The following is a 12,254-nucleotide window of genomic DNA, read 5'->3' on the forward strand; positions in this document are numbered from 1 at the left end:
GGAAACGCGGAAACGCAGAACGCAGCAGCGCGGAAACGGGCACGGCGGTCGGCGTGGGCGAAGAGGCTCGTGAGCCCCTCGGCTTCGGCCGACCGCCGGTTCGAACAGGTCAGGACGCGGTGGGGTCCACGACCCGGGTGCCGCGGATCAGCCAGGTGGGGCCTTCGGCGATGTCCCCGATCCGCTCGAAGAACTTCGCGAAGTGCGGACCGGCCATGTGCTTGTCGAAGGCGGCCGCGTCGTCGTACACCTCGTCCAGGTAGAACCGGTTGGGGTCGTTCTCGTCCGCCACCAGCTCGAACCGCTGCGTGAACGGCTCGTCCACGGCGGAGTCGCGGGCGTCGGCGTGGCAGGCGGCGATGAAGTCCTCGTGCCGGTCGGGCTGTACGTCGAAGGCGACGGCAACGTGGTACATGGGGTTCCTCCTTGGGGATGCGGGACGGTCAGTCGACGAGCACGGGCGGTGTGGTCGTCTGCTGCGGCGTGGCGCTGGTCTGGCGGAAGCGCGGACGCACGGCCCGGCCACGGCCGGAGCACAGGCCGAGGATCAGCTCGGGCAGCGTGAACGCGGCCAGCAGGACGAGGGAGACCGTCCATCCGTCGGTGGCGCCGTGCAGCAGGCCCAGCAGAAGCGGGCCCGCGATACCGCCGACGAGGTAGCCGATGGTCTGCACCATGCCCGACAGCTGGGCCGCGACCTGGGGGTTGGGGGAGCGGAGCCCGATGAAGGTGAGGGCCATGGCGTGGCCGGCTCCCAGGGTGAGGCCCAGGATCACGACCCACAGGGCGGCGATTCCCGGCACCCAGAGCAGACCCAGCAGGCTGATCGCGCCGCCGACGGCGATGGCGATCACCATGGGGGCGGTGCCCTTGCGCCCGACGAGGATCGGGGCGAAGAGCGCTCCGGGAACACTCACCAGCATGGCCACGGAGAGCAGCGCTCCGGAGGCGGCGTTGCTGTGTCCGAGGTCGGCGAGGATCGTGGGCAGCCAGCCCAGTGCGGTGAAGTAGGCCAGCGCGCGCAGTGCCAGGTATCCGGTGACCTGCCAGGCCATGGCGTCGCCCAGCAGGGATCCGCGGGCCGTGGAGCCGGTGGCGGGGGCGGGACGCTCGCTCCGGCGGGCGAGCGGCAGCCACACGATGAGGCCGAGTGCCGCGGGGACGACCCACAGGGCGAGCGAGCCGCTCCAGCTGTCGGTGGCGTTGCGCAGGGGGACGGCCACGCCCGCCGCCAGTGCGGCGCCGGCGCTGAGCACCGCGGTGCCGATGCCGGTGTACAGGCGCACCCGGTCCGGGAAGACGCTCTTGATGACGGCCGGCATCAGCACGTTGCCGATGGCGAGGCCGGCGCCCGCCAGAGCGGTACCGAGGAAGAGCGCCCAGGCGGCCTCGTCGAGCCGGACGAGGATTCCGGCGATCAGGAAGAGGAAGCCGAGCACCAGGGCGCGGGGGGTACCCAAGCGGCGGGACAGGGCGGGGGACACGGCGGCGAAGACACCCAGGCACACGACCGGCAGCGTCGTGAGAACGCTCACCGCCGAGTCGGAGAGTCCGACGGACTCCTGGATGTCGTCGAGCAGGGGGGAAACGCTGCCGACGGCGGGCCGAAGGTTGAGGGCCAGCAGGGTCAGCCCCACAGTCATGGCCACTGCGCTCGGACGGGCGCCTGAACGGTGGTCGGACACGGAGCTCCTCCTTGTCTGAGGTATATGGATACGATCTGTTGGATGGTTCCTGTCGACCATAAGAGGTCTTATCCATAGCAGTCAATCCACATGGCTCAGGAGAAGGTGGGTTGGCTGAGACCTTACCCCTCAGGGGCCCGATCGGGGCGCGGCAACGGCGGAGCCCCGGGGCGACGTCCGTGTCGTCCCGGGGCTCCGGAGGTGGCGTGCGGGGGGCGCCGGTTCAGTGGGGGGCGAGCCCGTCCAGCAGGGCGGTGCAGGCGGCCTGCAGTTCGGCCTCCAGGTCGCCCTGGCCGGCGGGCTTGCGGGCCCACCGGAACAGGGTGCCGAGGTAGACGTCGCGCAGCAGGTGGCCCGCCAGCTCGGAGTCGACGCTCTCGGGGATGCCGCCACTCGCCCGCCCCGCCTCGATGAAGCGGCTGAACATGTGAGCGGTGTGCGGCTCCTCGTGCAGGGGCGCCCCCGCGCGCACCCAGGCGTTCAGCAGGGCCTTGGTCTGGGCCGAGTTGGCGAGTGTGATCTGCGCGAGGATGCTCATGCAGCGCGACAGGGTGTGCCGGATGTCGGCACCTTCCGGGTTCTCGATCCCTTCCGGGTCCAGCCCCTCGCGCAGCAGGACCCGCCGCCGCTCGCTCCACTCGCCGATGATGTCTTCCTTGCGCTGGAAGTGGTTGAAGAAGGTGCCGCGCGCGACGTCGGCCCTCTCGGCGATCTCTTCGACTGTGGTCTGGTCGTAGCCCTGCTGGGTGAACAGCTCCAGGGCGGCTTCGTAGATGCCGTTCTTGACGCGCATCTTGTTGCGCTCCCGGCGCCCCTGTGGTTGCGCCGCAGTGGGAGAAATCGTCTCGACCATCTTCAACTCCAGTAGCGCACGGGACGGCGTGCACGGTCCGGCTGCCGCGGGTCACGGATTCGCGTGCCCCGGCTGCGCACTTGCATCATGTTCACTTGTATCACGATCCATGAATGATGAGTAGTGCAGTATTGACCTGGGGTTTACCAAGGAGGGGGTGCTCACGCACCCCGGCCTCGTGCCACGTGCCCGCGACCCGGGCTGTCCGCGACTCAGACAGTCGGCTGGAGGGAGCTCGCCTCCGAGACCAGCTCCTTCAGGGCGCTGTCGCTGAGCAGGCGGGAGAGCGCGATGTCCCGGTCGGTGACATGCCGGAAGCCGACGCGCAGTTTGGCCGCGCTCAAGGAGTCGATCCCGTAGTCCCGCAGCGAACGGCGTAGGTCCAGACGCTCCACGGGGAGCCGCAGCACCTGCGAGATCTGGGCCAGGAACAGGTCTCCGGTGTCCCCGGTCCCGGTGTCTCGGCTGTCCGCGGTGGTCCCGGTGTCCGCGAGCGGCGACCGCTCCTCGCCGGTGCGTGGCGAGGGAATCGCCACGGAGAGGGCGGCCTGCGCGGGGCGTGGTCCGCGCAGCATGCGTGTCGCCGCCGCCAGGCGCCGGGCCGGCCTGCGGACCATGCGCGCGAGGCCGAGTCCGTCGGGGGCGTCCCCGCGGCGCGGGGACGTGGCGCGACGCAGCTCGATGCCGCCGAAATCGGCCACCGGCCGTCCCTGCGAGTCGAGCACCCACACGTGGGCCACGGCGGTCCGGCCGGAGTCCCCGGGGGCCACGAGTGCGCGCACCCACACGTCACCGGTGAGCGGGCGGTGGAACCGGACCCGCTCGAAGGACGTGACGGTGTACGCGTGGTCCGCGACACAGGCGAGGAGCACCAGCAGGCAGCTCTCCCAGGCGACGTGCGGCGAGCCCTGCGGGCTCGCGACGAGGGCGACGGCCTCGCCGTCGCGCCGCCACAGGCGTTGCAGGGTCCGTACGCGGGAACCGACGGTGTATCCGCGAGCGACGAGATCCGCCGCGAACTGTGCCGACGTGCGCGGAGTCCGGCACCGGGCGAGGGCCGCGTCCAGCCGTGTCAACGAGTGCCGCTGCTCGACGGCGGCTTCGCCTTCGACGCGGACCCGGGCAGTCAGTGCCGTTCGACCGGTGTCGTGCGCCGGGTGGACCGTGGCCGCCATCGCGCCGGGCGTGGCCGCCAGCCGGACCCGCAGAGTCGTTTCGCCTCCGGCCGGCGGTTCGATCGGCTCCTTGACCTCGGCCTGCTCCAGCGTGACGGTGGACCGGCCGGCCGTGGCGCTCACCGCCTCGTGGAGCGTGGCCAGATGGACCACCGGCGGAATGGCCTCGAAGCCGTGCAGGCTCACGGTCGCGTCGGCCAGGTTCGTCGTGATGTCGGTGACCCGGCCGCCGGACCCGGCCGGAGCGAGGGGTGCGGCCGGTTCCCGGCGCAGGACTTCGCGGTCCCACGCGTAGCGCGGCAGGGGCACCTGCCGTGCCACCCCCCTGAACCAGCGTTCCCAGTCGACCGTCCCGCCCATGGCGAAGAACGCGCCCAGGGAGCGGGCCAGGGCGAGCGGCTCCTCGCGCGACTTCCGCGTCGTCGAGGCGACGACCCCGGAAGCGGCACCCGCCTCCCGCGCGATGTCGTCGACGGCCATCTGGAGCACGGCGTGCGGGCTGACCTCCACGAAGACGTTGTCCCCCTCCTTCACCAGGTGCCGTATCCCGTCGAGGAACCGCACCGGCTGCCGCAGGTTCTCCATCCAGTACCCGGCGTCCAGTTCGGACCCCGGCAGGAGGGTGTCGCGGGCGGTGGAGTAGAGCGGGACGGTGCCGTCCCGGGGCGTGAGGCCGGCCAACGCGGCCAGCAGGTCGTCGCGGAGCGGATCCATGGCGGGCGAGTGGGACGCGACGTTGACCCGGACGATCCGGTGGAAGACCCCGGACCGGTCCAGGCGCCGGCCGATGCGGCGCAGGGCGGCGGCGTCTCCCGCCAGGATCGTGGACGAGGGCGCGTTCTCGGCGGCGACGCACACGTTCTTCTCGGTGGCGACGAGGTCCGCGGCCTGCTCGGCCGAGACGTCCACCGACATCATCGCGCCCTGCCCCACGGTACGGTGCATCAGTGCGCTGCGGCGGCAGATGACCGCGGCGGCGTCCGCGAGCGGCAGCGCGCCGGTCACCGCCGCGGCCGCGACCTCGCCCATGCTGTGGCCGACGCACACCGCCGGGTCGACGCCCATGTCCCGCCAGGTGGCGGCGAGCGCCACCTCCATGGCCCACAGGATCGGCTGGACCTCGGCGACGTCGTCACCGATGGTCCCGTCGGTGAGTGCCTCGGTCACCGAGCGGCCCGTCTCGGCCCGGACGATCGCGTCGCACGCGGTGATCGCCGTCTCGAACGCCGGCGTGGAACCCAGCAGGGACTGCCCCATGCCGGCCCATTGCGAGCCTTGTCCGGGGAAGACGAACACCGTGCGCCTGGCGGCGCCGAAACCCGCTTCCCCCAGGCCCGCCCGGTCGGTGTCCCCGCCCTGTGCCAGGGTCCGGAGCGCCTGCGCCAGGTCCTCGTGGCCGTCGCCGGTGGCCCACAGCCGGTAGGGGTGCGCGTCGCGGTGGAGCGCGGCCGTCGCGCAGATGTCCCACAGCGGCAGCTCGTTGCCCGGGCCGCCCGGCGCGAGGAAGTCGGCGTAGTCGCCCGCCAGACGCAGCAGCGCCGTACGGGACCGTGCGCTGAGCACGAGCAGATGGGCCGGCCTGGCCGCAGGAAGCTCCGTGCGGCCGTGCGGCGCGCGGGCCTCCGCTTCCTCCGCCCGGGCGACCACGACGTGTGCGTTGGTGCCGGAGAGCCCGAAGGAACTGACTCCGACCAGTGGGTGCTCGGCCTCGGCGGTCAACGCGTGGTTGGCGGCGACGACTTGCACCGCCCCGTCCGAGTCGGTCAGTGCGGGCTGCGGCTCCCGCAGGTGCAGCGAGCCGGGTACGACGCCGTGGTGGGCGATCAGGACCGCCTTCATCAACCCGGCGATCCCCGCGGCCGCTTCGGTGTGCCCGATGTTGGTCTTCACCGACCCGGTCCGGAGCGGGCCGCGGTGCGGACCGCGCCGCCGGGCGAGGGCGGCCAGGGCCCGCAGCTCCACCGCGTCGCCGACCGGTGTCCCCGTTCCGTGCGCCTCGACGTAGTCGAGCTCCTCCGGGGTGATGCCGGCGTCCCGGCACGCCCTCTCCACCAAGGTGACCTGGCCCGACTCCGCGGGCTTGATCAGCGACCCGCTGTCCCGCCCGTCGTTGGTGACCGCGCTGCCCCGGAGCAGCGCCAGGACGGGGTACCCGGCCTTCTGGGCGTCGCTCAACCGGGCCAGCACCACGATGCCCACGCCCTCGCTGCGCACGAAGCCGTTCGCGGCGGTGTCTCCGAACTTGCAGCGCCCCTCCGGCGAGAGCATCGCGGCCTGCGAGTAGGCCACCGCGTCCAGCGGGGACAGGATGAGGTTGACGCCACCGGCGACGGCGAGATCGGTCTCCCCGGTGAGCAGTCCCTGCCGGGCCATGTGCACGGCCACCAGCGAGGAGGAGCAGGCGGTGTCGACCGTCAGGCTCGGCCCGCGCAGGTCCAGGTCGTAGGAGACCCGGCCGGAGCCCATGGCCCGGATGTGGCTTCCGGTGGCCTCGTGCAGGTCGTGGGTCTCGATGTGGCTCTCGTGCGCGTAGTCGGCCGTGGCCTGGCCCATGTACACGCCCGTGTTCGTTCCCGCGAGCGCGCTCGGACGGATGCCCGCGCCTTCGAGCGCCTCCCGCACCACGGGGAGCAGCAGTCGGTGCTGGGGGTCCATGCTGGCAGCTTCCGCGGGAGAGATCTCGAAGAACCCCGGGTCGAAGCCGAACGGGTCGTCCAGGAAGCCGCCGTACCGGCTGACCGTCCGTCCGGGTGTGCCCGGCTGAGGCGCGTAGAAGGCCTCGACGTCGTAGCGCTCGGGCGGGACGGGTGTGACGCAGTCCCGGTTCTCGACCAGGTTGGACCAGTACTCCTCAACGCTGTCGGCCTGGGGGAAACGGCACCCCATGCCCACCACCGCGATGATCGTGCCTTCTCTGCCTATGCCCACGTCAAATCCCCCTATGGATTCCAGGTGTCGTCGAAGAACACGCAGGTGGCGCCGCCCCGGCAGCGCCAACGGAGGGAGCGTAGTCCAAATGTGGACCCCAGGCCAGCATTAGTTCCCGATGCAAGGATTGACTCGAAAATGGCCAGTGGCGCAATCGAGTGGTGCGCGTGATGCCGGGGGTAAGTTGCCCTGGAGTACTAACTAAGACTCTAGACTAATCTGCGACCACGGTCATAAGGTGGCCTGGAGTCAACGCATGCTGGTGCTGCGGCGGTTCGCTGCGGTTCGGCTGTACGAGCGATGAGGGGGAGCCCGATGGTTTCGCGAACAGCCCGCCCGATGCCCCCATTGAGCGGCACGCCCGTGTTCCAGGCGCGCACCGGCGCCAAGCGGCCGAAGGGAGCACGTGCACCGGCGTCCGCACTGGAGGATCTGGTGCGAAGCGCCGTCCAGTTGCCTTCGCTGGCGGCGAAGTACGAGCCGTACACCGCTCGCGGGACCTTCGCGCTGCGGGACCTTCCCGTGCTGACGCAGGAGGAGCTGGCAGCCGCGACCCAGGAGGCGGTCGCCTGCCGCGAAGGCGATCCGGGTCTGCTCTGGGCCCACGGCGGGACACTGGAGGCACCCGGCCTGAGCCTGTTGCCCGAGGGCATGTTCGCTGCCGAGATCCATTCCGCCTGGAGCCCGCTCGGTCCTCGGGACGTCGTGGCCAACCTCCACCCGTCCGGCCGGCTCCGCCCCGACCACTACCTCTTCAACCGGTTCGCCGCCACGGCCGGGGCCACGGTGCTCCCCGTCGGCGATCTGCCGCCGGGTGACGCCGAGGGCTGGCTGGCGCTGCTCGCCGGGCAGGGCGTGACCGCACTGGCGGCACCGCCGCAGACCATGGCGCGCCTGGTCGGCGGCGTCGCCGCGGGACGGCCGATCCCCTGGCTGCGAACGCTCCTCCTGGGCGGGACGACCCACGACACCACGCCGGACGCCGTCCTCGCCGACCGCTTCCCCTACACCGACATCTGGCGCCTGTACGGCACGCCGACGTCGTGGGTGATCGGCCACCACGGCCCGCAGTGCCTGGCGGACGTCTACCACCCCCTGCCGCACCAGCTGGTCGAGGTGGTCGACGGCCGCGTCCTGCTCACCACGCTCAGCCCGGTGCGCACACCAGCGCTGATCCGCTACGAGACCCGGGAACGCGCGGAGTTCACGCACTGCTCATGCGGCCGAAGGGGCCCCGCCCTCCGCGCGCTCGGCCCCACGCCCCCGTCCTTCCGCTTCTGCGGACGCACCATCGACGCCCGGGAACTGGTCGCGCTGGCGACGGCATGCGACGAGGTCGAGCAGGCCCAGGTCGCCGTCACCCCGGAGCAGTGCGTCCACCTGCGGGTCCGCCTGGCCCCGGACGCCGTAGACGACCACCACAGCCGGGCCTGGGTCAGGTACCAGGTCCTCGAACACCATCTCGTGCTCGCCGACTGCGTCGCCGAGCAGCCGGAGGCGTTCGAGGTCGTCCCGGTGGACCACCCGCTCGGCGCGTCCCCCCTGGCCCCGGGGGAGTTCTGACGGCGCGGCGCCTCGTCGACGAAAGCCACCCGCCCGCACGAACCGCTCGCACGAACAGCACGCACGAACCGGCACGCACGAACCCGCACGCACGAACCGTAGGCACGAGAGGAAACGAAGCCATGTCCGAGCAGCTCAGCAGCATGAAGGACGCGATCACGGCGCAGGCCGAGGACGAGATACTCGTCGCGGTGCGCGCGGTGGCTCCCGAGCTCGACGAGATGATCAAGGCCGAACCGCTGCCGGAGGGATGGGTCGCGGGCTGGGACGTGGCGGGAGTGGTCATGCGGGCCGCGCCGGAGGGCTTCAGCCCGCAGCCGGGGGACCGTGTCGTCGGTGTGGCGACCGGAACGCGATGGGCTCCGTGCATGGCGCTGCCCACGGAGTACGCCACGGTGCTGCCCGACCACGTCAGCTTCGAGCAGGCGGCGGCGCTGCGTGTCGCGGTGCTCACGGCCTTGCGACTGGTCCGCGGTGCGGGGGTCATCCGTGGCCGGCGCGTGCTGGTCACGGGAGCCGACGTGGGGGTCGGACGGCTCCTGGTCGAGCTGCTGTCCGCGTTGAACGCCGAGGTCACCGCCGTGGTCGCCGACCACGAGCAGGCCGCGCTCGCGGTGGGGTCGGGAGCGGCTCGGGCCGTGACGGACATCGCCGCCGTGGCGGGCCCGTTCGACCTCGTCTACGAGGCGGCCGACGGCGTCTTCGCGGCCGCCGCGAGGGGCCTCATGGCGGAGGGCGGCAGCGTCCACCTCTACGAGAGCTTCGCCGCTCACCCGGAGGACATCAGCTTCTTCCGGTTCTTCGGCGGGCCGGAGCAGGCCGGGCTCCGGCACTTCGTCTTCCGCACGGCTACGCCGGAGGACCGCGGCCTGGCGCAGCTCCTCGACCTGATGACCACGGGCGAGCTGTCGTTCGGCGCGACCCGGAGCGAGGCGAAGGCCACCGCCTGAGCCCAGGTGAAGGGGGGTGCGGCTCTCGGCCGCACCCCCCTTCACGCTGTTCCCGGCGGCTCAGCGGGCGGCGACCCGGTCCGCCGGGCCCAGCCAGTGGGTCAGTTCGACGTGCAGGCGGTCCAGGTCGCCGGCGTGACCGTGCGCCGCGACGTGCCCGTCCGGGCGCACGAGGTAGTAGCCCTGGTGCCGGCATCCCGTCTCCGTCCGCGCGGACCTGGCGGACAGGTCGACGGCCCGGACCTGCGGCCAGGCGGCCGCGAGCGCGCGCGCCTGCTCGCGCCAGGCGACCGCGTCGCCCCGGCAGGTCACCGCCAGGGTCCACCCGGCGGGTTCGCCGGCCGTTCCGGCGAGGCCGGCGGTTCCCGCGAAGCCGGCGGGGACGGCCAGTGAGCGCGGGAAGACCGCGCCGACGGTCAGCCCGCCGGGAAGCCGCGAGCGGAGGTGGCAGGAGGTCCGCCCGGTCGGCAGCTGGGTCTGCCGCACCGCCGGGTAGGCGAGCCGGCGTCCCGCCATCACCGGTGCGTAGAGCCGGAACAGACCGGTGCGCTCGGCGAGCCGGAACGCGGCGTCGCGGGCCACGACCGCGGTGGGGCGCTTGACCAGCCAGCTCCTCGTCTGGATGTCGGTGTCCCGCACCACCCGCCGGGCCACCGCGGCGCGTTCGGGTCCGTAGGTGCGCAACAGGTCGGAGGGAGCCTTTCCGTGCAGGACGGCCGCCATCTTCCAGGCGAGGTTGTGGGCGTCCTGGATACCGGTGTTGAGTCCCTGGCCGCCGGCCGGGCTGTGCACGTGCGCCGCGTCACCGACGATGAACACGCGGCCGAGCTGGAACTGGTCGGCGTGGCGGGCGTGGATGCGGAAGTCCGAGACCCAGACGGGATCCGTCAGGGTCACTCCGGCCGGGCCGCGTTCGTCCACGATCCGCTGCATGCGCTCCACCGTGACCCGCTCGCCGGGAGGCAGGCTGCAGAAGAACCGGAACACCCCGTCGGGAAGGGCCACCACCACCAGTGCCCCGGCGGGCGACTGGTAGTAGAGGGCCTGGTCCGGCGGCAGGAAGCCCTTGATGCGGGTGTCGACCAGGGCGAAGGAAGTCTCGTACGTGTTGCCGGTGAAGCCGCCTCCGAGCAGGCCCCGAACGGCGCTTCCCGCACCGTCGGCCCCGATCACGAAGCGGGCGCCGGTGCGCTCGACGCGTCCGTCCTCGTGCTCGAGCACCGCGGTGACGTCCCCGGTTCCCGCTATGCGGCCGGAGAAGTCCAGTCCCTCGAGGGTGAGCAGCCGCACGCCCCGCTCCACCTTGCCGCCGAGGGCCTCCATCCGCTCGCGCAGGATCCGCTCGGTCTCGTTCTGCGGCAGGCACACGGGGCTGAGGTGCTGCGGGAAGTCGAAGCTGGCCAGCAGCCGGCGCTCGGAGAAGTAGCTGAAGGCGTTGATCTGCGTGCCCGCCTCACGCAGGTGCGCGAGCACACCGAGGTCCTCGAAGAGATCGATGCTGCGCGGCCACACGAGCAGGGCCTTCGGGAAGGGCGAGGGGGCCGGAGCGCGGTCGACGACCCGCACGCGCACGCCGCGGCGCAGCAGCTCGCAAGCGGCCACCATGCCGCTCGGTCCGGCGCCCACGATCAGGACCTCGTGCGCCTCGGGATCCTCGGCCTGCGGTCGGGATGCGGAAGAACTCGGCATGGGGTGGTCCCGCCTCTCATTGACGAATGCCATCAGATGTCTTACGGTCCTAAGGAATCGTACATCCGGTCGCAGGGATTCGGTGAGCCGAAGCCGTAAGAAAGGGGATCCGTCCAGGAGTACGCCCCGGTCTCCTGGACCACCGGATGCCGATGGATCCGCCGAGAGCCGGGAGTGCCCGGTCTCCCCCCGTCCCGGGCACTCCCTCCGTCCCACGGGATCCCCCTCCCGCGGGCCCGCGTTCCCCCCGCGGGCCCCCTCCGGTGGGGGCGCGGACAGCGCCGTCCGCGCCCCCACGGCCAGTCAACGCACGCACACACCAAGGGAAAGCAGGCGACCATGCGATACCGCTACCTGGGAGACACCGGTCTGTCCGTCTCCGAACTGTGCTTCGGCGCCATGACCTTCGGCGGCGGGGCGACCTTCCTGGGCGCCTCCGACCGCAACTGGTCGGAGTTCGGCACGGTCGAGGACGCCAATGTGGCGCGGATGATGGACCAGGCGCTCGACGCTGGCATCAACTTCTTCGACACCGCCGACGTCTACAAGAACGGCAAGGGCGAGGAGTTCTTCGGCCGCACCCTCGGCAAGGTGCGCGACCGCGTCGTCATCGGCACCAAGGGCCGGTGGCGCATCACCGACGACCCCAACGACCTCGGAGCCACCCGCCACCACCTGTACGCGGCGGTCGAGAACAGCCTGCGCCGGCTGAACACCGACTACATCGACCTCTACCACATACACGGATTCGACCCACGCACCTCGCTCGACGAGACACTGCGCGCCCTGGACGACCTGATCCGCTCCGGCAAGATCCGCTACATCGGGGTCTCCAACTTCGCCGGCTGGCAGCTGATGAAGGCCCTGTCGGTCTCCGAGCGCCGCAACCTCAACCGCTTCGTCTGCTACCAGGGCTACTACAACATCGGCGCCCGCGACCTGGAGCGGGAGATCGTCCCGCTGGCCGTCGACCAGAACGTCGGCATCACCGCCTGGTCGCCGCTGGCCGGCGGTTTCCTCACGGGGAAGTACCGGCGTGGCGAGGGCCGCCCCGAGGGCAGCCGCCTCGCCCAGCGCACGCCGTCCGAGACCACGCCGCTGACCGACGAGACACAGGCGTACGACATCGTCGACGAGATGGCGAGGATCGCCGCCGACCACGACGCGTCCGTCGCACAGGTCGCGCTCAACTGGGTGCTCGCCAAGCCGGGCATCACCTCCGCCGTGGTCGGCGCCACCAAGCCGCACCAGCTGGCCGACAACCTCCAGGCCATGGAGTGGTCGTTGACCCAGGACGAGCTCGGCCGGCTCGACAAGGTCAGCGAGACCACCGCGCCCTACCCCTACTGGCACATCGGCCGCGAGGGCTCCGACCGCAAGCTGCCCGGCGACGTGTATCCGGCCTGAGTTC

Annotated in this window: 8 protein-coding genes; 3 read left to right on the top strand and 5 right to left on the bottom strand. The window is 71.8% G+C overall.

The features are described 5' to 3' along the window. Positions 1-109: 109 nt before the first annotated feature. The 4 genes from ACZ7MF_RS38115 to ACZ7MF_RS38130 all read right to left on the bottom strand — a co-directional run bounded on the left by ACZ7MF_RS38115 (position 110) and on the right by ACZ7MF_RS38130 (position 6,641). Positions 110-415, bottom strand: a complete 306-nt coding sequence (locus tag ACZ7MF_RS38115) for a putative quinol monooxygenase (RefSeq protein WP_356867104.1) — start codon at positions 413-415, stop codon at positions 110-112. Positions 416-443: 28 nt separating this feature from the next. Continuing rightward, positions 444-1,643 (bottom strand): MFS transporter, encoded by a 1,200-nt coding sequence (locus tag ACZ7MF_RS38120; protein WP_471482717.1) that lies wholly within the window; start codon positions 1,641-1,643, stop codon positions 444-446. Between the two features lie 265 nt (positions 1,644-1,908). Continuing rightward, positions 1,909-2,478 carry a TetR/AcrR family transcriptional regulator gene (locus ACZ7MF_RS38125; RefSeq protein ID WP_471482718.1) on the bottom strand — a complete coding sequence of 190 codons (570 nt, stop codon included), beginning with the start codon at positions 2,476-2,478 and terminating at the stop codon, positions 1,909-1,911. A gap of 272 nt (positions 2,479-2,750) precedes the next feature. Next, positions 2,751-6,641, bottom strand: coding sequence for a type I polyketide synthase (locus ACZ7MF_RS38130; RefSeq protein WP_471482719.1), 3,891 nt, complete (start codon positions 6,639-6,641; stop codon positions 2,751-2,753). A 435-nt stretch (positions 6,642-7,076) separates the two neighbouring features. Between ACZ7MF_RS38130 and ACZ7MF_RS38135 the strand changes: the two genes are divergently transcribed. Both ACZ7MF_RS38135 and ACZ7MF_RS38140 read left to right on the top strand, forming a co-directional pair. Beyond that, positions 7,077-8,204, top strand: a complete 1,128-nt coding sequence (locus tag ACZ7MF_RS38135; RefSeq protein WP_471482720.1) for a hypothetical protein — start codon at positions 7,077-7,079, stop codon at positions 8,202-8,204. A gap of 122 nt (positions 8,205-8,326) precedes the next feature. Then, positions 8,327-9,154 (top strand): MDR/zinc-dependent alcohol dehydrogenase-like family protein, encoded by an 828-nt coding sequence (locus tag ACZ7MF_RS38140; RefSeq protein WP_471482721.1) that lies wholly within the window; start codon positions 8,327-8,329, stop codon positions 9,152-9,154. Between the two features lie 60 nt (positions 9,155-9,214). Here the strand turns inward: ACZ7MF_RS38140 and ACZ7MF_RS38145 are convergent, their stop codons facing one another. Beyond that, positions 9,215-10,843 carry an FAD-dependent monooxygenase gene (locus ACZ7MF_RS38145; protein WP_471482722.1) on the bottom strand — a complete coding sequence of 543 codons (1,629 nt, stop codon included), beginning with the start codon at positions 10,841-10,843 and terminating at the stop codon, positions 9,215-9,217. Between the two features lie 339 nt (positions 10,844-11,182). On the opposite strand from ACZ7MF_RS38145, the gene ACZ7MF_RS38150 reads away from it, so the two are divergent. Further along, entirely contained in the window at positions 11,183-12,250 is a 1,068-nt protein-coding gene (locus ACZ7MF_RS38150) for an aldo/keto reductase (RefSeq protein ID WP_471482723.1), read from the top strand. Positions 12,251-12,254 lie beyond the last annotated feature (4 nt).

This window comes from Streptomyces sp. NPDC111628 (assembly GCF_055635195.1).